General features: G+C 42.5%; 23 protein-coding genes. 22 read left to right on the top strand and 1 reads right to left on the bottom strand.

What is annotated here, in order from left to right; genetic code table 11:
• Positions 1 to 13 precede the first annotated feature (13 nt).
• The 17 genes from AAHB12_RS18195 to AAHB12_RS18115 all read left to right on the top strand — a co-directional run bounded on the left by AAHB12_RS18195 (position 14) and on the right by AAHB12_RS18115 (position 17,359).
• Positions 14 to 667, top strand: a complete 654-nt coding sequence (locus AAHB12_RS18195) for a tetratricopeptide repeat protein (RefSeq protein WP_129731183.1) — start codon at positions 14 to 16, stop codon at positions 665 to 667.
• A 31-nt stretch (positions 668 to 698) separates the two neighbouring features.
• Positions 699 to 3,008 (top strand): SF1B family DNA helicase RecD2, encoded by a 2,310-nt coding sequence (gene recD2 / locus AAHB12_RS18190; protein ID WP_129731215.1) that lies wholly within the window; start codon positions 699 to 701, stop codon positions 3,006 to 3,008.
• 178 nt (positions 3,009 to 3,186) lie between these two features.
• Positions 3,187 to 3,375, top strand: a complete 189-nt coding sequence (locus AAHB12_RS18185; protein WP_342046333.1) for a hypothetical protein — start codon at positions 3,187 to 3,189, stop codon at positions 3,373 to 3,375.
• Positions 3,376 to 3,389: 14 nt separating this feature from the next.
• Entirely contained in the window at positions 3,390 to 3,518 is a 129-nt protein-coding gene (locus AAHB12_RS18180; RefSeq protein ID WP_129731178.1) for a YrzQ family protein, read from the top strand.
• Between the two features lie 150 nt (positions 3,519 to 3,668).
• Entirely contained in the window at positions 3,669 to 4,730 is a 1,062-nt protein-coding gene (locus AAHB12_RS18175; RefSeq protein WP_342046332.1) for an AI-2E family transporter, read from the top strand.
• 299 nt (positions 4,731 to 5,029) lie between these two features.
• Entirely contained in the window at positions 5,030 to 7,672 is a 2,643-nt protein-coding gene (alaS, locus tag AAHB12_RS18170; RefSeq protein ID WP_342046331.1) for an alanine--tRNA ligase, read from the top strand.
• A gap of 71 nt (positions 7,673 to 7,743) precedes the next feature.
• Positions 7,744 to 8,010: an IreB family regulatory phosphoprotein gene (locus AAHB12_RS18165; protein ID WP_129731212.1), complete on the top strand. Its 267-nt coding sequence runs from the start codon at positions 7,744 to 7,746 to the stop codon at positions 8,008 to 8,010.
• 2 nt (positions 8,011 to 8,012) lie between these two features.
• Positions 8,013 to 8,429 (top strand): Holliday junction resolvase RuvX, encoded by a 417-nt coding sequence (ruvX, locus tag AAHB12_RS18160; protein WP_342046330.1) that lies wholly within the window; start codon positions 8,013 to 8,015, stop codon positions 8,427 to 8,429.
• Positions 8,430 to 8,442: 13 nt separating this feature from the next.
• On the top strand, positions 8,443 to 8,730 hold the full coding sequence (locus tag AAHB12_RS18155; RefSeq protein ID WP_129731209.1) for a DUF1292 domain-containing protein: 288 nt from the start codon (positions 8,443 to 8,445) through the stop codon (positions 8,728 to 8,730).
• Positions 8,731 to 8,968: 238 nt separating this feature from the next.
• Positions 8,969 to 10,054 (top strand): endolytic transglycosylase MltG, encoded by a 1,086-nt coding sequence (gene mltG, locus AAHB12_RS18150; RefSeq protein WP_342046329.1) that lies wholly within the window; start codon positions 8,969 to 8,971, stop codon positions 10,052 to 10,054.
• Between the two features lie 145 nt (positions 10,055 to 10,199).
• Complete coding sequence (locus AAHB12_RS18145) at positions 10,200 to 10,841, top strand: O-methyltransferase (RefSeq protein WP_342046328.1); 642 nt, start codon at positions 10,200 to 10,202, stop codon at positions 10,839 to 10,841.
• Between the two features lie 6 nt (positions 10,842 to 10,847).
• Positions 10,848 to 11,777 carry a peptidase U32 family protein gene (locus AAHB12_RS18140; RefSeq protein WP_342046327.1) on the top strand — a complete coding sequence of 310 codons (930 nt, stop codon included), beginning with the start codon at positions 10,848 to 10,850 and terminating at the stop codon, positions 11,775 to 11,777.
• A gap of 86 nt (positions 11,778 to 11,863) precedes the next feature.
• The gene (locus AAHB12_RS18135; RefSeq protein ID WP_342046326.1) at positions 11,864 to 13,132 is read left to right on the top strand and encodes a peptidase U32 family protein; all 1,269 of its coding nucleotides are present in this window, start codon (positions 11,864 to 11,866) and stop codon (positions 13,130 to 13,132) included.
• Positions 13,133 to 13,165: 33 nt separating this feature from the next.
• Positions 13,166 to 13,804 (top strand): uridine kinase, encoded by a 639-nt coding sequence (gene udk / locus AAHB12_RS18130; protein ID WP_342046325.1) that lies wholly within the window; start codon positions 13,166 to 13,168, stop codon positions 13,802 to 13,804.
• A 395-nt stretch (positions 13,805 to 14,199) separates the two neighbouring features.
• Positions 14,200 to 14,676 carry a transcription elongation factor GreA gene (gene greA / locus AAHB12_RS18125; RefSeq protein WP_129731154.1) on the top strand — a complete coding sequence of 159 codons (477 nt, stop codon included), beginning with the start codon at positions 14,200 to 14,202 and terminating at the stop codon, positions 14,674 to 14,676.
• A gap of 83 nt (positions 14,677 to 14,759) precedes the next feature.
• On the top strand, positions 14,760 to 16,541 hold the full coding sequence (locus AAHB12_RS18120) for a peptidoglycan D,D-transpeptidase FtsI family protein (protein ID WP_342046324.1): 1,782 nt from the start codon (positions 14,760 to 14,762) through the stop codon (positions 16,539 to 16,541).
• 182 nt (positions 16,542 to 16,723) lie between these two features.
• A complete protein-coding gene (locus AAHB12_RS18115; protein WP_342046323.1) occupies positions 16,724 to 17,359 on the top strand; it encodes a YrrS family protein in 636 nt (211 codons plus the stop codon).
• A gap of 130 nt (positions 17,360 to 17,489) precedes the next feature.
• Here the strand turns inward: AAHB12_RS18115 and AAHB12_RS18110 are convergent, their stop codons facing one another.
• The gene (locus tag AAHB12_RS18110; protein ID WP_342046322.1) at positions 17,490 to 17,705 is read right to left on the bottom strand and encodes a YrzA family protein; all 216 of its coding nucleotides are present in this window, start codon (positions 17,703 to 17,705) and stop codon (positions 17,490 to 17,492) included.
• Between the two features lie 404 nt (positions 17,706 to 18,109).
• Here AAHB12_RS18110 and AAHB12_RS18105 point away from each other — a divergent pair, with 404 nt between their 5' ends.
• The 5 genes from AAHB12_RS18105 to AAHB12_RS18085 all read left to right on the top strand — a co-directional run bounded on the left by AAHB12_RS18105 (position 18,110) and on the right by AAHB12_RS18085 (position 21,956).
• Positions 18,110 to 18,748 (top strand): class I SAM-dependent DNA methyltransferase, encoded by a 639-nt coding sequence (locus tag AAHB12_RS18105; protein WP_342046321.1) that lies wholly within the window; start codon positions 18,110 to 18,112, stop codon positions 18,746 to 18,748.
• 15 nt (positions 18,749 to 18,763) lie between these two features.
• Positions 18,764 to 19,459, top strand: coding sequence for a 5'-methylthioadenosine/S-adenosylhomocysteine nucleosidase (gene mtnN / locus AAHB12_RS18100; protein ID WP_342046320.1), 696 nt, complete (start codon positions 18,764 to 18,766; stop codon positions 19,457 to 19,459).
• Positions 19,460 to 19,571: 112 nt separating this feature from the next.
• Complete coding sequence (locus AAHB12_RS18095) at positions 19,572 to 20,495, top strand: PLP-dependent cysteine synthase family protein (protein ID WP_129731137.1); 924 nt, start codon at positions 19,572 to 19,574, stop codon at positions 20,493 to 20,495.
• A gap of 1 nt (position 20,496) precedes the next feature.
• Positions 20,497 to 21,630, top strand: a complete 1,134-nt coding sequence (locus AAHB12_RS18090; protein WP_342046319.1) for a bifunctional cystathionine gamma-lyase/homocysteine desulfhydrase — start codon at positions 20,497 to 20,499, stop codon at positions 21,628 to 21,630.
• Positions 21,631 to 21,719: 89 nt separating this feature from the next.
• Positions 21,720 to 21,956, top strand: a complete 237-nt coding sequence (locus AAHB12_RS18085) for a YrhC family protein (RefSeq protein ID WP_129731131.1) — start codon at positions 21,720 to 21,722, stop codon at positions 21,954 to 21,956.
• The last annotated feature ends 501 nt before the right edge of the window (positions 21,957 to 22,457 follow it).

The raw sequence follows: 22,457 nt of genomic DNA, 5'->3' as shown, positions 1-22,457 counted from the left end.
ACGAGGTGTCAGGATGACAAAGCTAGAGCAAGGCATTCAATTTATGCAAGAGCAAAACTGGGAGGAAGCAGCAAGATTATTGACAGAGTATATAGATGAAAATCCAGCTGATGGGCTTGGATACGTGAATTTCGGAAATTTGCTCGATGTACTTGGAGAACAAGAGCGTGCGGTTACTTTTTATAAACGGGCTATTGAATTAGATGATAAGCTTGCGGCAGCCTATTATGGGCTTGGAAACGTATATTATGAGCAGGAACAGTATAAACAAGCAAGATTAATGTTTGAGAAAGCGGTACAAAATGGCCTGGAAACTGGAGATGCCTATTTTATGCTCGGTTTTTCATGTGTCCAGCTCGGAAATGATAAGTTGGCTCTTCCGTACTTGCAGCGGGCAACGGAATTGAACGAAACGGATGCGGAGGCTATGTTTCAATACGGTCTCTGCTTAGCGCGGCTTGAGTATGTGAAGGAAGCAAAGCCGATGTTCGAAAAAGCAGTTGCGCTTGATCCGGATCATGCAGATGCGTATTATAATCTCGGTGTTGTATACGTATTTGAGGAGAATGCAGAAAAAGCACTAGAGATGTTCAAAAAGGCTGTAGAGATTCAGCCTGATCACTTCCTGGCAGGGAACGGCATTAGGCTGATGGAAACAGAAGAGTAGGAAAAGGGGGAGCAGCTCCGTGCAAAACAGTATGGACTTGTTTGAAGAAGAGCAGAAGTACATAAAAGCTCAAACGCTTCATACGATTTTCCATAATGAGGAAAATATGTATTCGATTGTTCGCATGAAAATCCTTGATACGAATGAAGCATATGAGGAAAAAGAGGTCATTGTGACAGGATATTTCCCCCGTATGCATGAGGATGAGGTTTTTACTGTGCAGGGCCACTTTAAGGATCATCCAAGGCACGGTCTGCAATATCAGGTTGAGACCTTCAAAAAGGAGCTGCCGCAGACGAAAACGGGTATTGTCCAATATTTATCGAGTGATTTGTTTAAAGGCATTGGTAAGAAAACGGCAGAGCGTATTGTTGATCAGCTTGGAGAGGCGGCTATTTCTAAAATTTTGGATAACGCAGCTGTTTTAGAAGGGATTTTGCCAAAAGAAAAAGCTAATGACGTGTATTACACAATCGTTGAGCATCAGGGGCTAGAAAAGGTGATGAGCTTTCTGAGTGGCTATGGTTTTGGAACGCGTCTTAGTATTAAAATTTATCAACTGTACCGCGAACAAACGCTCGAGGCCATTCGAAGCAATCCATATCAGCTTATTGAGAATGTTGAGGGAATTGGTTTTGGACGCGCAGACGAGGTTGGAAGAGCATTTGGCATTCATGGCAATCATCCAGACCGCATCCGCGCCGGTTGTTTGTATACGCTCGAACATGTATCTTTGCAGGAGGGGCATGCTTATATGACAGCAGAGCAGCTCATTGAGCAAACGAATAAGCTGTTAAATACCAGAGAGTCGGCAGTATCTGATGAAGATATACTGGCATGCCTCGCGAAGCTAAGCGAAGAAGAAAAGGTTGTTGTTGAAGATGGTCGCATTTACTTAGCTTCCCTGTATTATGCGGAAAAGGGTCTTGTGACCTCAATTTTTCGTTTGCTTCATCAAGACGAAGAAGTGGAGCAATTTCCAGAGTCGGAGTTTTTACTGCAGCTTGGTACGATCGAAGAACGTCTACATGTACAGTACGCACCTCGGCAAAAGGAGGCGGTACAAACAGGTATCCATCAGCGCATGATGATTTTGACCGGGGGGCCAGGGACGGGAAAAACAACAGTTATAAAAGGAATTGTTGAGATGTACGCAGCGCTTCATGGTTTATCGCTGAATGTGAAGGATTATGGGGAAAAAAATCCGTTTCCTATTTTGCTGGCTGCACCGACAGGAAGAGCGGCAAAGCGGATGAGTGAGTCCACATCCTTACCAGCTTCAACAATTCATCGGCTGCTTGGCTGGACACCAGAAGGAACATTTCAGCGTGATGAACATGATCCTGTGCAAGGGAAGCTGTTAATTATTGATGAGTTTTCTATGGTTGATATCTGGTTAGCAAACCAACTATTTAAGGCGCTTCCTCGCAATATGCAGGTCATTATTGTAGGGGATGAGGATCAGCTGCCGTCAGTTGGGCCTGGTCAGGTGCTCAAGGATTTGCTTGAGGCAGAGCTTATTCCGACTGTTCGTCTAACTGAGATCTATCGGCAGGCAGAAGGGTCATCTGTGATTCAATTAGCCCATAGCATTAAAAAGGGACAAGTTCCTCCTGATGTTGTGAAGGCGCAGGGAGACCGCTCCTTTTTGACGTGCAGCGGCACACAAATTGTGGAGGTTGTGAAACAGGTATGTGAAAATGCCAAAACGAAGGGCTTTAGCGCCCGTGATGTACAGGTGCTTGCTCCAATGTACCGTGGTCCGGCCGGAATTAATGCACTCAATGCCGCATTGCAAGAGGTGTTTAATGCGAAGCATGACAAACGAAAAGAAATTGCCTACGGAGATGTTGTCTATCGTGTTGGGGATAAGGTGCTGCAGCTGGTAAATCAGCCGGAGAGTCAAGTGTTTAACGGTGATATTGGCGAGATTGTTTCCGTCTTTTACGCAAAGGAGAACGTGGAAAAGCAAGATATGGTCGTTATTTCGTTTGATGGTATTGAAGTGACCTATACAAAGCCAGATTTTTCGCAGTTTACCCATGCGTATTGCTGCTCGATTCATAAGTCGCAGGGCAGTGAATTCCCGATTGTCATCCTGCCTGTTGTGAAGAGCTATTTTCGTATGCTGCGCCGAAATTTAATTTATACGGCAATTACGCGAAGCAAAAAGTTTCTCATTCTCTGCGGTGAAGAAGACGCATTCCGCTCAGGTGTGAACCGTACTGATGATGCATCCAGACAAACTACGCTCTGTCATAAGCTGAAGGATCGTTTTCTGCCAGAGAACGAAATGTTGGAGGAAGACGAGGAAAATCTTTCGCCTTATGATTTTATGTAAAGATATTCATACTAGGGGTATAAAGGCTTGCCCTTTATTGTTATACGATTGCTTTAAACAAAAGATAGGGGAGCATCGCTTTTTCAAGCTGTATCCGCTTTTCTTATGTGTATAACTTTTTGCAGGGTTGGACATAATGGCGTAATAGAATTCAGGGAACGCAAGGAGAGAAAGTGCCATGTTCAAATGTCCAAACTGCAAAGGGAAGGACCTCGGAAAAATCGGGGTGAACCAATTTTATTGCTGGAATTGCTATATTGAACTGTCCGTATCTAAGGGGAAAATCTTCACACATCAAGTGGAAGAGGATGGTTCGTTAAGCTCATTGGATGACTTGTTTAATGAAGACGAACGAACAATTAGCTAAGAGGGGTGAGCAGTTTGAGAATTGGATCATCGCTTGTTGCAATTGGGCTAGGTGCTGCAGCTTATAACTATGCCCGTAAAAATAATATGATGTCACGGAGAAGCATAAACAGAGCGCGCAAGATTGTGAAATCCTATTTATAAATGGGGAACCCCGCTAAACAGGCGGGGTTCTTCCTGTTAAGCAAGAATTTAGATTTGTATAAGTGAGGTCTTTTGTAGAGAGTGGTGGCTGCTTTAACGTATAAAGAAGATTCTTCCTTCGCACAATAAGTAACAGCGGAGGGATTGCCGTTGAAAAACTTAAAAATGATCTGGATTTATCGTCTTGCACTTGTATTGCTTCTTTTTTTATGTGTACTTGTATTTTATAAAATAAAACCGATTTGGCTTCCAATTTTAGATATCATCAAATTGGTATTAACTCCCTTTTTAATTGCCTATTTTATTGCTTATTTGCTGCATCCTCTTATTGAAAAGCTGCATAGGCAAGGTGTGCCAAGAACCATCGCCATTTTGCTTATTTATATTTTGTTTTTTGGCGGAATCGGATATGGTGTATATAAAGCAATTCCGATTGCGGTTTCCCAGCTGCAGGATATGAATCGAAATTTTCCAGAGTTTATGAAAATGTACGAATCATGGACAGATGGCATGCAGCAAAAAATTTCGAGTTTTCCGCAGTTTATTGGTGAGAGGTTGAGGAATGCTATTTTGGGAGTGGAAGCAAAGCTGCAGGAATTAGTGAATCGGATGATGAACACGGCGCGAGGAATTTTAGACTCCCTTTTGATTATTGTCTTGGTTCCGTTTATTGTTTTTTACATATTAAAGGACTACGGGGAGCTGTATCATTTGTTTTGGCAGCTTGTGCCGAATAAATGGCGCAAGGATGGGCAGCAGCTTGTGAAAGCGATCGATGAGTCCCTTGGCAATTATATACGAGGGCAGCTATTCGTTTGTACTGTTTTAGCAGTGTTATCTTCGCTGGCGCTATGGATTATTGGTTTAAAATATCCGCTTTTGTTAGGAATCATTATCGGCATTACCGATATTATCCCCTACTTCGGTCCTATTTTAGGAGCAGTGCCAACCTTTATTGTGGCGGCCACCGTATCTGTGAGCATGGTGATAAAAGCAGCGATTGCGCTGCTCGTGCTGCAGTTTGTGGAAAGTAATATTTTATCCCCGTATATCGTTGGTAAATCGCTCCGTATGCATCCGGTTGTCATTATGCTGGCATTGCTTGCGGGGGGAGAAATGGCGGGTCTCGCAGGGCTTCTTTTAGCAGTACCGGTGCTTGCTGTTGTTCGGGCGATTGCCATTCATGTAAAGCCGGTATGGGGGAAGCGTTGACATTGTTTTGCGAATTCGCTATACTTTTTCACAAGTGCATAACACAATTCTACGATGGATCGAGTACGCTGCAGACCGTGTACCAGAGAGAAACCTCCCGCGGCTGAAAGAGGTTTTACATGAAGGGCAGCTGAACGCTAATCCGGAGAGCAGTTAATTCCTGACGTCTTGCCACGTTACGGCAGCTTGAGGTGACGGATGCTTTTGTCCGTAATCAGGGTGGTAACGCGAGTATACTCTCGTCCCTGCAACAGGGGACGGGAGTTTTTTGTTTGTTTTGATAAAAGGAGGATATCGTAATGAAAAAATTGAAAGGCTCAGAAATTCGCCAAATGTATTTGGACTTTTTTCAAGAAAAAGGGCACGCTATTGAACCGAGTGCATCCTTAGTTCCGCATGATGATCCGTCATTGCTATGGATTAACAGCGGTGTTGCTACACTAAAGAAATATTTCGATGGACGCGTGATTCCAGCAAATCCGCGGATTACGAACGCGCAAAAATCAATTCGTACGAATGATATTGAAAACGTTGGGAAAACAGCCCGCCACCATACATTTTTTGAAATGCTTGGAAACTTTTCCATTGGTGACTACTTCAAAGAAGAAGCAATCACGTGGGCATGGGAGTTTTTAACGAGCGAGAAATGGATCGGCTTTGATCCGGAGCGTCTTTCTGTTACAATTCATCCAGAAGATGAGGAAGCATTCCAGCTTTGGAATGAAAAAATTGGTGTTCCAGCTGAGCGTATTGTACGTTTAGAAGGAAACTTCTGGGATATTGGTGAGGGGCCAAGCGGACCGAATACAGAAATTTTCTATGATCGTGGAGAAGCATACGGCAATGATCCAGAAGATCCAGAGCTGTATCCAGGTGGAGAAAATGAGCGTTATCTTGAGGTATGGAACCTTGTATTCTCACAGTTCAATCATAATCCAGATGGTACATATACGCCGCTTCCAAAGAAAAATATTGATACAGGCATGGGCTTAGAGCGGATGGTATCTGTTGTGCAGGATGTGCCGACGAACTTTGATACAGATCTATTCATGCCAATTATTGAAGCAACAGAGGCGATTTCAGGAGAAAAGTATCGCGGGGGCGACTTAGAAAAGGATACGGCGTTTAAAGTAATCGCGGATCATATCCGTACGGTAGCCTTTGCAGTTGGAGATGGCGCACTTCCTTCTAACGAGGGCCGTGGCTATGTGCTCCGCCGTTTACTTCGCCGCGCGGTGCGCTACGCGAAGAAATTGAATGTAAATCGTCCTTTCATGTACGAGCTTGTACCAACAGTGGCGGAAATTATGCAGGATTTCTATCCGGAAGTAAAAGCGAAAACAGAATTTATTCAACGTGTAATTAAGAATGAGGAAGAGCGCTTCCATGAAACGCTGCATGAAGGAGAATCCATTCTTGCTGATGTGATCGCGAAAGCAAAAGCGGCAGGAAGCGATGTAATTGCAGGTGAGGATGCGTTCCGTTTGTACGATACGTACGGCTTCCCAATTGAATTAACAGAAGAGTATGCAGAAGAAGCAAACATGACGGTTGATCATGACGGCTTTGAAGTAGAAATGGAGAAGCAGCGTGAACGTGCGCGAGCAGCTCGTCAAGATGTGGATTCCATGCAGGTACAAGGCGGCGTATTAGGAGAGCTAAAAACACCAAGCTCTTTTGTTGGCTATGGTGATTTTGAGACAAACAGCAGGGTAATTGCTCTCGTTCAAAATGGACAATTTGTCGATGAGGTACAAGCAGGCGAAGAAGCACAGGTTGTGCTGGACATTACTCCGTTTTACGCAGAGAGCGGCGGTCAAATTGCCGACCACGGCTATTTAACAGCTGGCGGCGTGAAGGCTTTCGTGAAAGATGTGCAAAAAGCTCCAAATGGTCAAAGCCTTCATAGGATTATTGTGGAGGAAGGCACTTTAGCAGCAAATGCACAAGTCCGGGCCATAATTGACCAAGCAAATCGCGCACGCGTTATTAAAAATCACACTGCAACACACTTGCTGCATCAGGCGTTAAAGGATGTTTTAGGATTGCACGTCAACCAAGCGGGATCTCTTGTGACGGCAGAGCGTCTTCGTTTTGACTTCTCACATTTTGGACAAGTGCAGCCAGAGGAACTTGAGCGGATTGAGCGCATTGTAAACGAGAAAATTTGGGATAGCATCTCTGTAGAAATTTCTCAAAAGTCACTTGATGAGGCAAAGGCAATGGGCGCGATGGCACTCTTTGGTGAGAAATACGGAGACGTTGTTCGTGTTGTTCGCGTTGGGGATTACAGCCTAGAGCTTTGCGGCGGCTGCCATGTTGACAATACAGCCAGCATCGGCATTTTCAAAATTGTCTCCGAGTCTGGCATCGGAGCGGGTACACGCCGGATTGAGGCGGTAACAGGCAAGTCTGCTTATGAGTTAATGAATAATCAAGTAGGTCTCTTAAAAGAAGCAGCTGGTAAGCTAAAAGCAAATCCAAAGGACATTTTAGCGCGTGTTGAGGGATTATTTGCAGAGCTTAAGCAAGCACAAAAGGAAAATGAATCGCTTGCAGCGAAATTAAGCAATATTGAAGCTGGTAATTTAACGGATCAAGTGCGTGAAATCGCTGGTGTAAATGTGCTGATCAGCAAAGTGAACGCGACAGATATGAATAATTTGCGTACAATGGTCGATGACTTAAAGAACAAACTCGGTTCTGCGGTTATTTTACTCGCTTCTGTCAACGATGGAAAAGTGAATCTGTTAGCAGGTGTAACGAAGGATTTAGTACAAAAAGGATACCATGCTGGTCAGCTTGTCAAGGAAGCTGCAACGCGATGCGGCGGCGGTGGCGGCGGTCGTCCTGATATGGCGCAGGCAGGCGGGAAAAATCCAGAGCAAGTTGATACTGCGTTATTAGGTGCCGAAGCATATATCAAATCTGTTTCAAAATAATCGTTCGGTAGTGTACAATGATAGGGAGAAGACAGGCCTTCTCCCTATCCTATCAAAGTGAGGTGCTTGGTATGGACTCGTTCGACAAAACAATGAAATTTACCTTCCAAGAGGAAACGCAAAGCGTCCAAGTAACAGATGTATTGTTAACCGTTTATGATGCACTTCAAGAAAAGGGATATAATCCGATTAATCAAATCGTTGGGTATTTATTAAGCGGAGATCCTGCATACATACCTCGCCATAAGGATGCCCGCAGCATCATTCGAAAGCTTGAAAGAGATGAGCTTATTGAAGAATTGGTAAAATCTTATTTGAAGCAGCATCGTGAGGATTAAGCATGCGCATACTGGGGTTAGATGTTGGAACGAAAACCGTCGGTGTCGCATTAAGCGATGAGATGGGCTGGACAGCGCAAGGAATTGAAACAGTTCGAATTAATGAAGAGCGAAATAAATTTGGATTTGAGCGTATCCAGGAGTTAGTAAAACAATATAATGTGGACACAATAGTAGTGGGATTACCAAAAAATATGAATGGTACGATTGGTCCGCGCGGGGAAGCGTGTCAGCAATATGCCGAGCAGCTTCGCGAATTGCTTGGTATCGAGGTTATGATGTGGGATGAGCGTCTTTCTACAATGGCGGCTGAGCGTCTTCTCATCTCAGCGGATGTAAGCCGCAAAAAAAGAAAACAGGTAATTGATAAAATGGCAGCGGTTGTTATTTTACAGGGCTACCTGGACAGCAAACAATAGGAGTGAAGAAATGATGGAAGAAAATCAAATTACAATTGTGGACGAGGATGGCAACGAGATTTTATGTAATGTTGAGTTTACCTTCGATGCACAGGAATTCGGAAACAAGTCATATGTTGTGTTCAGCCTTATCGGTGAATATGATGAAGATGGAGAGCCGGTTTTCGATGCAATGATTTATCAGGAAAAAGAGGACGAAGAAGGCGGCGGCCAGTTATTTCCAATTGAATCCGAAGCAGAGTGGGACATGGTTCAAGAAGTATTTAATACGTTTATGGATGAAGAAGAAAGCGAAGAATAAAACTATAAGCAGGCTGCGTAAGGCAGTCTGCTTTTTATATTTATTTAGAAAATAAAAAGACGATGGGTCTTCGATACTGAGCAAGATGCTGCTTAGGTAACCAAAAAAGGATATTTTAGAGGGATTCGCTGTTGATCTGCGTTCTCTTTATCGCTCTCCTTAGCAAAACATATCGAAATTTGTCAGGTGTTTATAGTATAATTGTACAGATTATGAAAGAAAGGAGCCTTCCGTTTGTATGATAAATTGGAACGAACAAAGGCGGATAAAGAAGACACGAAGAAATATTGCAGCTGTTATATTACTTTTTCTTCTTTTAGGCGGCTTGGGAGCGGCTTACGTTGTCTCAGCATTGCAGCCGGTGCAGGCAGCTAGCAAAGTAAAAAAAGAGGTTACCATTCCGAAGGGAACATCGACGAGCGGTATTGGACAATTGCTAGAGAAGCAAGGGATTATTAAGGACGGAAGTGTCTTTCAATATTATGTAAAGGCAAACTATCGAAGAGGATTGCAGGCAGGTACATATTTATTAAGTCCGTCTATGAGTGCGCGTGAAGTGGCAGAGCAATTAGTTGAAGGAAGGGTATATCGCCCCGTTCGTTATAAGCTAGTGATTAAAGAAGGAATGCAGCTGACGGAGATTGCTGATAGCATTGCAGCAGAGTTTAAGCTTAATAAAGACGAAGTGCTGCAGCAATTCAATGACAAAGGATTTTTACAACAAATTCAAACAAAGTATCCGAAGCTGTTAACGGATAAAATGATGCAAGCGGGCATTAGATACCCTCTTGAGGGCTATTTATTTCCGGCAACTTATTCCTATCATGAAAAGGCATACACCTTGCAGCAGATTATTGATCCGATGCTGAAAAAAACAAATACGTTTATCGTACGAAATGAAGAGCTTATAAAGCAGCGGGGATTAGATGTGCACCAATTGTTAACTATGGGATCTTTAATTGAAGAGGAAGCAACTGCGCTTACAGATCGGCAAAAAATAGCGAGTGTATTTTATAATCGGATCCAGGCCAATATGCCGCTGCAAACGGATCCGACAGTGTTGTATGCGTTAGGCAAGCACAAGGACCGAGTCTTATATACGGATTTACAAGTAGATTCACCATATAATACGTATATAATAAAGGGTCTTCCGATTGGCCCTATCTCCAATGCAGGCGAACCCTCTCTACAAGCTGCACTTGAGCCAGCGCAAACAGACTTTTTCTATTTTCTTGCTGCGCCGAGCGGTGAGGTATTCTTTTCAAAAACATTGGAAGAACATAATGCACTTAAAGAGAAATATATTACAGGGCAGCAATCCTAATACTTCCAAGGAGATGCTAGATGAAATATTCGCATCTCCCTCTTTTTTATGTTAAAATGTATCGGGTTCAAAACTGACGGTATATAGTCTTGTAAGCCTGTAGCGAAAAGCAGCTGCTTTTCTTTACTCTAAGGAGGCTTTAAATATGGAACAAACTGCAGTACAACAATATTTGCTCTCCTTTGTGAAGCAAGAGGATGAGCTTCTGTTAAATATGGAGCAGTATGCAAGCGAGCATGGAGTACCAATCATGGACCGCTTAGGTATGGGGTTTATGTTGCAAATGCTTCGTCTGATTCAGCCGAAGGCCATTTTGGAAATCGGCGCAGCTATTGGTTATTCAGGCATTCGGATGGCAAGTGCTGTTGATGATGTCCACGTTGTAACAATTGAACGGGATAGTGATCGATATGAGAAGGCTGTTTCTTATATACAAAAATCAAGTGTAAGTGAACGAATTTCTCTGTTGTACGGAGATGCGCTCGAAGTATTTGATGAGGTGCAAAAGCACGGGACTTTTGATGTGATCTTTATCGATGCAGCAAAGGGACAATATCAACGTTTTTTTGAGCTGTATGAGCCACTTTTGAATGAAAAAGGCGTTATTATTACAGACAATGTTCTGTTCCGCGGTCTCGTTGCGGAAGAAAATATTGAAAATAAGCGCATTCGTAGTTTAGTGAAGAAAATAAAAACCTATAATGAATGGTTAATGGCACATCATGCATATGATACAGTTATTTTTCCAATTGGAGACGGAGTAGCGGTTAGTAAAAAGAAGGGGTGAATGATTTTGAAAAAACCTGAATTGTTAGTAACACCGACAAAGGTCGATGATATAGAGAAGTTGGCACAATCAGGAGCCGATGCCATTATAATTGGAGAGCAAAAATTTGGTCTTCGTTTGGCAGGAGAATTTTCTCGCGAGGACGTTAAAAATGCCATCGGGATTGCACATGCACACAATATGAAGGTATATGTAGCTATGAATGCATTGTTCCATAATGAACAGGTGGACGAGCTGGCGGATTATGCGTCATTTCTAAAGGATGCGGGAGCGGACGCAATTGTTTTCGGTGACCCAGCTGTACTTATGGCGGTACGTGAGGCTGCTCCTGGGATGAGACTTCATTGGAATACGGAAACAACAGCGACAAACTGGTTTACATGCAACTACTGGGGTCGAAAAGGTGCACAGCGCGCAGTACTTGCACGTGAGCTGAGTATGGATGCAGCGATTGAAACAAAGGAAAAGGCCGAGGTGGAAATCGAGGTACAGGTGCACGGCATGACGGCAATGTTTCAATCTAAGCGTTCTTTAATCGGAAACTACTTTGAGTATCAAGGACGCGAAATGGAAATTGAGAAGAAAAAGTATGAACCAAACATGCTGCTGCATGATAAAGAGCGCAACAATAAGTACCCAATTTTTGAGGATGCGAACGGCACACATATTATGAGCCCAAATGATATTTGTATCATTGATGAGCTTGAGGAAATGATTGATGCAGGTATCGATTCTTTTAAAATCGACGGTGTGTTAAAGAGCGCGGACTATATCGTGGAAGTAACGAAAAAATATCGTAAAGCGATTGATTTATGTGTAGAAGACCGTGATGCATATTATGAAATAAAGGACGAGCTCTATCGCGAAATCGAGGCAATTCAGCCAGTTAACCGTCCGCTTGACACAGGATTCTTCTATAAGGAAACAGTGTACTAAGCAAAGACTGATTTTGTTTATAAAGAGGCTATATACTTTTGGAAAACCTATCAATTTTTTTATGTATTAAAAGGGGGTAAATCATTGTGGCCATACCAGAGATTTCTCGTGTAATAGATGGAAAACGTGTAATTGTAAAAAAACCGGAGCTTTTGGCGCCAGCTGGTAATTTAGAAAAGCTTAAGATTGCCATACATTATGGAGCGGACGCTGTATTTATCGGCGGACAGGAGTTTGGTCTTCGTTCAAATGCTGATAACTTTACACTTGAGGAGATGGCAGAAGGTGTAGCGTTTGCGAACAAGTATGGTGCAAAGATATATGTAACGACAAATATTTTTGCGCATAATGAAAATATGGATGGTCTTGAGGAGTATTTGCAGGGCATTGAAAAAGCTGGTGTAACCGGTATTATCGTGGCTGATCCGCTCATTGTTGAAACGTGTAAGCAGGTTGCGCCATCCTTAGAAATTCATTTGAGTACACAGCAATCCTTATCCAACTGGAAAGCCGTACAATACTGGAAGGAAGAAGGCTTGCACCGTGTCGTACTGGCGCGTGAAACGAGTGCTGAAGAAATTCGGGAAATGAAAGAAAAAGTAGATATTGAAATTGAGACATTCATTCATGGGGCGATGTGTATTGCTTACTCAGGACGCTGTACGCTGAGCAACCATATGACAGCGCGCGATTCAAACCGCGGCGGCTGCTGTCAGTCTTGCCGTTGGGACTATGATTTAATGCAAGTAGAAGAAACAGAGATGCCGCTGTTCGAACAAGATGATGCGCCATTTGCAATGAGTCCGAAAGATTTAAATTTAATTACAAGCATTCCAAAGTTAATTGAGATGGGCATTGATAGCTTAAAGATTGAAGGGCGAATGAAGTCTATTCACTATGTTGCAACGGTTGTAACTGTGTATAGAAAGGTGATTGACGCTTATTGTGCAGATCCGGAGAACTTTGAATTTAAACAAGAATGGATTGAGGAATTGGATAAGTGTGCAAACCGTGAAACTGCCTCTTCATTCTTTGAAGGAGTTCCGGGGTATCAAGAACAAATGTATGGAAATCATAGTAAAAAAACAACATATGATTTTGTGGGAATGGTGCTCGACTACAATGAAGAAACAAATATTGCGACAATTCAGCAGCGTAATCATTTTAAACCGGGGCAAACGGTTGAATTCTTCGGTCCGGAAATTGAGAATTTCACACAAGTTGTTGAGAAAATTTGGGATGAAGACGGAAATGAGCTTGATGCAGCGCGTCATCCTCTTCAAATTGTGAAAATACGTGTGGATAAGCAAGTATATCCTTACAACATGATGAGAAAGAATATGCTTCAATCATAAGTTGCATACTTCAATGAAGAAAGAGGTCATACTATGCCGAAGAAAAAGCCGATTGTTATCGGTATTGCGGGCGGTTCAGGTTCGGGTAAAACGAGTGTAACCAAATCGATTTTTGACTCTTTTCGCGGTCATTCTATCCTGATGCTGGAGCAGGATTATTATTATAAAGACCAAAGTCATTTGCCGTTTGAGGAACGGCTGCGAACCAATTATGATCATCCGCTCGCATTTGATAATGATTTGCTCATTGAACATATTAAGCACTTGCAGCGATACGAGCCAATTGAAAAGCCTGTATACGACTACAAAATGCATACTAGATCCAATGAGACGGTGCTAGTAGAGCCAAAGGATGTCATTATTCTAGAAGGCATTCTTGTATTAGAAGACAAGCGTCTTCGTGATTTAATGGATATTAAGCTGTTTGTGGATACAGACGCGGATATTCGTGTATTGCGCCGCATGCAGCGTGATATCCAAGAACGCGGACGTACAATGGAATCTGTCATTGAACAATACGTTAATGTTGTTCGTCCTATGCATAACCAATTTATTGAGCCATCGAAGCGATATGCCGATATTATTGTACCTGAGGGTGGCCAAAACCATGTTGCAATTGATTTAATGGTTACAAAAATTGCAACCATTCTTGAAGAAAAAGTTATTTTGTAATAGGATAAGAAAAGCGGACGCAGGTTAATTTTTTGCTTTTATAGGAAAGTGTTTCTGACGGTAAAAGAAGCTTCTCGTCTTTTATAGTGAGGGATTATAGAAGACAGACTGTGTAAGCTAGATAATACTTGAAAAGTACTCATATCCTTTAAAAGGATTGTTTTCAAGCGTTTCTCTTTGTTGCTATACATCTCTGTGCATGTTGGCAGCCGCATGTTCGAAGATGCTCCTTCGTAAAGGAACGCTCGAAAAAGATGTTCGATGAGAAGGGATTTTTTCCTTGTGTATCGAATACAATGGAACATGCATCCTCATCTGGTGTCAGGTGAGGGCATATTTATATGTAAAACTCCTCTTGGCGGGGGATTGTGCAGATAGAAAAAGGAGTGGAACTGATGGCAGTAGAAAAAACATATCCAATGACGCAAGCTGGAAAAGAAAAGCTTGAGCAAGAATTAGAGTATTTAAAAACGGTAAGACGTAAAGAAGTTGTAGAGCGTATTAAAATTGCGCGCAGCTTTGGAGACTTATCCGAGAACTCTGAATACGATGCTGCAAAGGACGAGCAAGCATTCGTTGAAGGACGCGTTACACAATTAGAAAATATGATCCGCAATGCGGTTATTATTGAAGAAAATATGGAAAACTCCTCAACGGTTTCGCTTGGAAAATCTGTTACGTTTGTTGAGCTTCCAGATGGTGACGAAGAAACGTATACGATTGTTGGAAGCGCGGAAGCAGACCCGTTTGAAGGTAAAATTTCTAATGATTCTCCAATCGCAAGAAATCTGATCGGCAAGCAGGTTGGAGATGAAGTAGCAGTGCAAACACCAGGCGGAGACATGCGTGTAAGAATCGTATCTATCAAATAAGAAATAACATTTACAAAACATAGTTACTACACATGTATGAAATAAAAAACACCTCGTCTACACTAAGATGAGGTGTTTTTTGTATGAAGTGGAAAAAACGATTGATGGGAATCCTTATCTTTTTCATAGGCATCTTTCTCATTCTTATTGGACGGCTTGCTCAAATTCAGATTGTCTCCACAGAATCCTTTTCAGGCAGGCATGTGAACCTATTGGAAAAAAGCGTAGAACAGCGTACGCATGCACTTGTTCTTGATGATGGACGGGGCCGTTTTTCAGATCGTGATGGAAAGACACTTACAGATGATTATCATCCGAGTTTAATTTTATTTCCGTTTTTAAAACGAATCGATTGGCCTGTCCAAAAGGTGGCACGTGTATTAGGTGTATCAGGGCAGGAGCTGCTGCGCCAAATAAAAGATTCTAACAACCCAGTGATCTTTCAAGCAGAAGGGATGGCAGTGCGTCTTACCAAACAACAAATGAAGGATATTAATGCACTTGGGATTCCTGGGGTAGTAGCAGCGAATACAAGAATCAAAGGAGACCATCCGCTTGCAGAGCATTTGCTTGGACTGACAGGTCAAAATGAAACAGAGATAAAAAAGAGATATGGGGAGCTGCTGCAGCAAGGAAAAATATCTTCTAATACACTCATTGGCGTTTCTGGTTTACAGCAAGCCTTTGATGAGTTTTTGCTTACTGACGGTGAAGCGAAGCTATTGTATCATGTGGATCGGCAGGGTGAACCAATTTTCGGAAAGCATGTGAAGTATACATACCCCGCAAATCCGTTTTATCCGGTTGTGATCAAGACGACCATTGCGAAGGAACTGCAGCAAGAGGCGGAAGAGATTGTTGCACAGCATGGAATTCAAAAAGGGGGGCTTGTGCTGTTAGATGTGGCAACAAACGAGATTCTTGCGATGGTAAGCAAGCCGTCATTGAGCACAGACAATCCTGCGGCATATCAGCAAGGTGCAGTCAATTATATGCTGACTCCACAATTTCCTGGATCTGTTTTTAAAACAGTAATTGCTGCTGCTGCTATTGATAAAGGAATTGTAGAACAGGACCGCACGTTTGATTGCAACCGAAATCCATACGGAGTCGGGGTGGCTGATCGGCCGATGGGGCAGCTTTCCTTTGAAGAAAGCTTTGCACGCAGCTGTAATCGAACATTTGCGGATCTAGCACAAGAGCTGCAGCAGCAGGATAAGGATGCGATAGAGAACTACGCAAGTATGCTTGGATTAGAAAAAACGGTTGGATGGATGGGGGATGTATTTCATTTTCAAGGATTTCGCCAGCTTCCAGAGGAGCAGGAAGGAACGATTTGGAGAGATGAAGCAGATAAAACAGTGAGCAAAGCGATCGCGCAAACTGCAATTGGTCAAAAGGATGTACGGTTATCACCTCTTGCGATCGCCAATATGATGGCGACAATTGCTCGAGGCGGCAAGAAGCTTGAGGTCAAGGCTGTCCAGGAGATTCAGTATAAAAACGGTGCGAAGCTTTACCGATTTCCTGAGCATGAGCAAGAAGGAGAGACTTTACGGGCAGAGACGATTCGGGAGCTGCAACAGCTGCTGCGCTATGTTGTAAGCGATCCAAAAGGAACAGGTGCCATCTATCAATCATTGCCGCTTACGGTTGCAGGTAAGTCAGGAACTGCTCAGACAGGCAAAGGCGATAGTGTAAATCGCTGGTTTGCCGGCTACTTTCCGGCAGATCATCCACGTTATGCGCTCGCCGTTGTAGATATAGAAACACATTCACCAATGAACTCGACAAGCGCTGTATTTGCAGATTATGTACGTGCAATCGCTGCATGGGAGAGAAGCGTTGGTTTAAAAACACAATAGTTTGAATAAATGATGAATACAACTTCTCCTTTTCCTCGTCACCTATTTGATGTTACAATAAAAGGCATGCGGAAACATGATTGATGGAGGTGAAAACTGGTTGCATTAAATTACCAAAAAGCGGGTTAAAAGTTCACTGCAGAATTGTAACCTTTGGTAAATTTTGTGAACCAGGTTAAAGTATGTCACAAATTCCAAACAACTCACGATTCCAGACAAAGCAAGGAAGACGCAGGAAAGGTCTCCTGTTAAATATTCTTCTTGGAATCGTCCTGCTCACGGCTGTAACAGTTGCGTACCAGCTGTTTACGTCTTCGCCTGAACAAACGGCGACGAAGGAAACGAAGACAAAAGAAACGAAGACAAAAGAAACGAAGACAACATCAGCTGCGCAGAAGAAAAAAGAAGACACTGGTCAACTTGTGGTAAAAGAGGATGATAAGGATTCGGCGAAGGAAGAGGAAGCATCTACTCAGCCGACAGAAGATACAAAAGTAGCGGTGGAAGATCAGACTGACCCAGCTGTACAGGAGGCTTACACAAATCCTTCATGGCAGGCTATCGGCACATCACAAAGCGGACCGCATACAACGCAATTTGATGATAGCACACAGGATTGGAAGGAAATGACTCAAGCGATTTCTTATGCGATTCAAGTGCCAGCTGACACATTGACTATTTGGTATCTAGGCAATAATGGTTCAAACAAGGCAGTAGGAACAGTGACCGCTAAAGCTACAAAGCAAAAATATAAAGTGTACATTGAATGGGTAGACAATGAAGGATGGAAGCCAACGCTTGTGCAGTTGATGAAATAAGAGAAGGGCGCTTTAGAAGCGTCCTTCTTTTTTTTACACTGTAGGAAAGGATAAATTTCCAGCCAGAAATGAATTCGACGTAGTCAGAAATTTTAGGAATACAGTATAAAGTGCAACTACGACTCGGCAATCAGCGAGTTTTCTTTAGTTTAAAATGAACAACAGCGCTGTAATAGGGCTTTTTGTTGTCTGGATCAAAACACATCTGATGGGATACGGTGCTCACCTCAAGTAAAAGCGCCTTATTATGATCGATTTGTTCATTAATTTTCTTTTCTAAGACTGATAAAGACGCAGCCTCAAAAAATTCAATTTTATCCTCAATCATTTCAAAAGAAAATGCCATGTTCTGCTCCTCTTTCCTTAATTATATTTGTTATTGTAGCAAACACTATGTAAGAATTCTATCATCGCTTTCTTTTCTCTACACTTTAAGAAAATATCAATTTCCAGCTTGGAGTGAATTCGATGTAGTAGGAAGTTCTAAGGATAAAGTGTAAGTGCAACTACTCTCCTGTCTTCACCTAACAGCCCGCCAATCGGCGAGTTTTCTTTACACTGTAAGAAAGTATAAATTCCCAGCTGGAAGTTCATTCGACGTAGTGGGGAATTTTAGGAAAACAGTATAAGGGCAACTACGCCTCTGTCTTCGCCCAAGAGCAGGGCTCGCCAATCGGCGAGTTTTCTTTAGCAATTCTAAATACCCAACATATAATGTTGATAAAACCTATAAAAAAAGGCGGAATTGACATGGGTACAGAATTTAATGAGCTGTTTGATGCATGGGCATATACGTATGATACGTTTGTAGCTGGTGAAGATGAGCAGTATAAAGAGGCATTTATGAATTATGATGAAATATTAAAAACGGTTGCCCGAAAAGCAATTGGTACTGTATTGGAATTTGGTGTGGGAACGGGTAATCTAACGGAGCAATTGCTGCAGGAAGGCCATATTGTTTACGGTATCGAGCCCTCTCATGAAATGAGAAAAATTGCAGAGCAAAAGCTTCTTGGAAAAGCAAAGATAATGGAAGGGGATTTTCTGAATTTTACTGTTCCTGACCATATCAATACTATTGTTAGCACCTACGCTTTTCATCATTTAACAGACGGTGAAAAAAACAAGGCGCTTCAGAAATATAGTGAATTGTTAAAGAAAGGTGATAAAATAGTATTCGCTGATACAATCTTTCTAGATCAAGAGGCGTATAACGGAACTGTACAAGCCGCAATTGAGCGTGGCCATCATCAATTAGTACATGATTTGCAGACCGAATACTACACGCTTCTTCCGATCATGAGGACATTGTTTGAAAATAACGGCTTTTCTGTTACGTTCACTCGTTACAATCATTATGTTTGGGTGATGGAGGCCGTGAAGAACTAAGAAAGAGGGATACACTTGAAAATTGCTGTAATCGGTGCAATGGAAGAAGAAGTGCGCATTTTGCGCGAAAAGCTTGAACAGAAAAGAACAGAAACGGTCGCTGGCTGTGAATTTACAATAGGAGCATTGTCAGGTCATGAGGTTATCCTATTAAAATCCGGGATCGGGAAAGTAAACGCAGCTATGTCAACGACCATTCTATTGGAACGCTACAGACCAGAAAAAGTAATTAATACAGGCTCGGCTGGAGGTTTTCATCATACATTAAATGTAGGGGATGTCGTAATTTCCACCGAAGTTCGTCATCATGATGTCGATGTTACAGTATTTAACTATGAATATGGTCAAGTGCCAGGCATGCCAGCTGCGTTTCAGGCTGATGATGCACTTGTAGCGTTAGCTGAGCGATGCATGAGGTCCAACGATGATGTTCAAGTTGTGAAAGGCACAATCGCAACAGGAGATTCTTTTATGAACGATCCGCAGCGTGTCGATTTCGTTCGCAGCAAGTTCAATGATTTATATGCGGTAGAAATGGAGGCGGCAGCTGTAGCGCAGGTGTGTTATCAATACAGTGTGCCATTTGTCATCATTCGTGCGCTTTCTGATATCGCAGGGAAAGAATCTAATATTTCGTTTGATCAATTTTTAGATCAAGCGGCCCTTCATTCTACAAACTTTATCATAAATATGCTGCAAGAGCTGGAGTAATTTATAAAGAGACAACTGCCACCGAAATATAAGGAGAAGCAGTTGTCTTTTTGTTTGAAGGGACAAAATGCATAGCATCCTGAGAAAATCACGGGTGAGGGAGGGGTTCATTATGAAGGTTTATAGCGGAATTTATAACCTGATCGGCCACACTCCGCTTCTGGAAATTCAACATTTTGTACTTCCAGAAGGTGTTCGCTTGTTTGCAAAGCTTGAATTTTTCAATCCTGGCGGGAGCATTAAAGACCGGCTTGGAAAGGAACTGGTAGAGACTGCTTTGCAAAAAGGCTTTGTCCGCTCCGGCGGAACTATTATTGAGCCAACGGCGGGGAATACGGGGATAGGTTTGGCCCTTGCTGCTTTACAGCACGATTTACGTATCATTCTTTGTGTACCGCAAAAATTCAGCGTGGAGAAGCAGGAGCTGATGAGGGCGCTCGGCGCTACTGTGATTAACACGCCAACAGAGCAGGGGATGAAGGGTGCAATTGCAAAAGCAAAGGAGCTGCTGCAAGACATTCCGAATGCCTATTGCCCGCAGCAATTTGCTAATGAAACAAATCCATATACCTACTATAAAACGCTTGGACCCGAGCTTTGGGAAGACTTGAACGGACATATTGACGTATTTGTGGCGGGAGCTGGAACGGGTGGAACATTTATGGGAACAGCTCGTTACTTAAAGGAACAAAATCCAAATATAAAAACAGTTATTGTTGAACCAGAAGGCTCTATTTTAAATGGAGGAGCGCCAGGACCTCATGAAACAGAAGGAATCGGTATGGAATTCTTACCAAGCTTTATGGATCCTTCTTATTTTGATGGAATTCATACGGTGCTTGATAAGGATGCATTTGGGTGGGTAAAGGAGCTTGCTAAGCGGGAAGGTTTGTTAGTTGGCAGCTCTTCTGGCGCTGCCTTTCATGCAAGTCTTCTGGAAGCGCAGGCAGCTCCGCCTGGAACAAATATCGTGACCATTTTTCCTGACAGCAGCGAGCGATATTTAAGCAAGAATATTTATAAAGGGTGGGATTAGAGTGAGATCAAAAACGAAGTTAATCCACGGTATTCATATTGGCGACCCGTTAACAGGTGCAGTTACCGTTCCGATTTATCAAACGAGCACGTACCGTCAGGAAGGAGTCGGTAGTCATAAGGGCTATGAATATTCCCGTACTGGCAATCCTACCCGAGCAGCGCTGGAAGAACTGATGGCCGTCTTAGAAGAGGGGCATGCCGGTTTTGCTTTTAGCTCGGGCATGGCAGCTATTACTGCGGTTATGATGCTGTTTTCAAACGGAGACCATATTATTTTAACAGACGATGTATACGGCGGCACGTACCGCATTATGTCTAAAGTATTAAACCGCTTTGGTTTGGAGCATACATTTGTAGATACAACAAAGCTTGAAGATATACGGGCGGCTATTCGTCCGAATACGAAAGCGATTTATATCGAGACCCCCACGAATCCTCTTTTAAAAGTAACAGATATTGCCGAAGCAGCAAAGCTTGCCCAAGAGCACGATCTCTTAACAATTGTCGATAATACATTTCTGACCTCTTATTTCCAATCTCCTATTTCATTAGGTGCAGATATTGTCCTGCACAGTGCTACGAAGTATCTTGGCGGTCATAGTGATGTTGTAGCCGGTGTTGTTGTAGTAAATACGGAGGAGCTGGCGCAGAGCATCCATTTCATCCAAAATGCAACAGGAGGTGTATTAGGAGCACAGGACAGCTGGCTGCTCATGCGCGGATTGAAAACGCTTGGTATACGCATGGAGGAGCATGAGAGAAATGCTCGGGCGATTGTCGAGTTCTTGCAAAGTCATCCGAAAGTAAAAAATATATATTATCCAGGGCTTCCAACGCATCCAAACTATGAAACAGCGAAACGGCAAGCAACAGGTTTCGGCGCGATTGTTTCATTTGATGTAGACAGCGAGAACACGCTAGAGCAGCTGATGAGGAAGCTGAAGTATTTTACACTGGCGGAAAGTCTGGGAGCAGTTGAAAGTTTAATTTCTGTTCCAGCAAAAATGACACACGCTTCTATTCCAGCGCAGCGGCGAGAGGAGCTTGGCATTACGGATACATTGATTCGTATTTCCATTGGTATTGAGGATCATGAGGATTTAATTGAAGATTTAACACAGGCGCTTCAGTGATGTATGCTATATTATCTCTCCGATGGTGAAATTTACTTGATTGCTAGATTATCAGGATATGATACAGTAAACCATGGAGAGTGATAAGAATGAAGCAATTGCAAGAAAAGACTGCTGATTATACAAGATTTGGCCAGATATTGTTGGCGCTTAGTACTATTTTAATGATCGGGTTGTTAATTCCGAGCGGGGAAAAACAAATGCTGCAGCTTTACGTAATGATGGGTGCAATTGTTGCATTTTTAGGAGCATCATTTTTCTTTTTCTATCGTGTAAAGAAGTTGCGCGAGCGAATTGAGGAGCTAGGACAGGATCAAACAAATTAACATATCCCCTTAAAGCAAAGAAATGGTTTTAAGGGGATTTTTAATACTTTAAGAAAATATAAATTTCTAGCCGGAAGACAATTCGACGTAGCGAGAAATTTTAGAAATAAAGTGGGTAACTACGCCTCTGTAATCTTAGTAACACAATGGAGCCGCTGAATACATGTTCAGGGGCTTTTTTTCACACTTAAGAAAGTATAAATTTCTAGCTGGAAGTGGATTCGACGTAGTCGGAAGTTTTAGGAATACAGTATAAGCAGGGCTACGGCTCTGTCTTCGCTCAAGGGTAGGGCTCGCCAATCGGGGAGTTTTCTCTATTATGATAGAATTATGCAGTTCTCGAAAATAAAAAAAAAATAAAAACTATTGCATTTGAATGGATTAATTGTTATATTAATATTCGTCGCTAAGAACAAGACAATCTGAAATGAATTAAAAAAGATTGTTGACATGAATAGCGCGAAATGATATAGTATGAAAGTCGCCTTTAAGCGGCGGACA

This window comes from Bacillus sp. OTU530, from assembly GCF_038440375.1.
Note: the sequence above shows the minus strand (reverse complement) of the source record. Positions and strands in the feature narration are given on the sequence as shown.

Coding starts and splice junctions, on each gene's coding strand:
- AAHB12_RS18195 (WP_129731183.1), top strand. CDS start 14: ATGACAAAGCTAGAGCAAGGCATTCAATTTATGCAAGAGCAAAACTGG.
- recD2 (WP_129731215.1), top strand. CDS start 699: ATGGACTTGTTTGAAGAAGAGCAGAAGTACATAAAAGCTCAAACGCTT.
- AAHB12_RS18185 (WP_342046333.1), top strand. CDS start 3,187: ATGTTCAAATGTCCAAACTGCAAAGGGAAGGACCTCGGAAAAATCGGG.
- alaS (WP_342046331.1), top strand. CDS start 5,030: ATGAAAAAATTGAAAGGCTCAGAAATTCGCCAAATGTATTTGGACTTT.
- AAHB12_RS18165 (WP_129731212.1), top strand. CDS start 7,744: ATGGACTCGTTCGACAAAACAATGAAATTTACCTTCCAAGAGGAAACG.
- ruvX (WP_342046330.1), top strand. CDS start 8,013: ATGCGCATACTGGGGTTAGATGTTGGAACGAAAACCGTCGGTGTCGCA.
- AAHB12_RS18155 (WP_129731209.1), top strand. CDS start 8,443: ATGGAAGAAAATCAAATTACAATTGTGGACGAGGATGGCAACGAGATT.
- mltG (WP_342046329.1), top strand. CDS start 8,969: ATGATAAATTGGAACGAACAAAGGCGGATAAAGAAGACACGAAGAAAT.
- AAHB12_RS18145 (WP_342046328.1), top strand. CDS start 10,200: ATGGAACAAACTGCAGTACAACAATATTTGCTCTCCTTTGTGAAGCAA.
- udk (WP_342046325.1), top strand. CDS start 13,166: ATGCCGAAGAAAAAGCCGATTGTTATCGGTATTGCGGGCGGTTCAGGT.
- greA (WP_129731154.1), top strand. CDS start 14,200: ATGGCAGTAGAAAAAACATATCCAATGACGCAAGCTGGAAAAGAAAAG.
- AAHB12_RS18120 (WP_342046324.1), top strand. CDS start 14,760: ATGAAGTGGAAAAAACGATTGATGGGAATCCTTATCTTTTTCATAGGC.
- AAHB12_RS18115 (WP_342046323.1), top strand. CDS start 16,724: ATGTCACAAATTCCAAACAACTCACGATTCCAGACAAAGCAAGGAAGA.
- AAHB12_RS18110 (WP_342046322.1), bottom strand. CDS start 17,705: ATGGCATTTTCTTTTGAAATGATTGAGGATAAAATTGAATTTTTTGAG.
- AAHB12_RS18105 (WP_342046321.1), top strand. CDS start 18,110: ATGGGTACAGAATTTAATGAGCTGTTTGATGCATGGGCATATACGTAT.
- AAHB12_RS18095 (WP_129731137.1), top strand. CDS start 19,572: ATGAAGGTTTATAGCGGAATTTATAACCTGATCGGCCACACTCCGCTT.
- AAHB12_RS18085 (WP_129731131.1), top strand. CDS start 21,720: ATGAAGCAATTGCAAGAAAAGACTGCTGATTATACAAGATTTGGCCAG.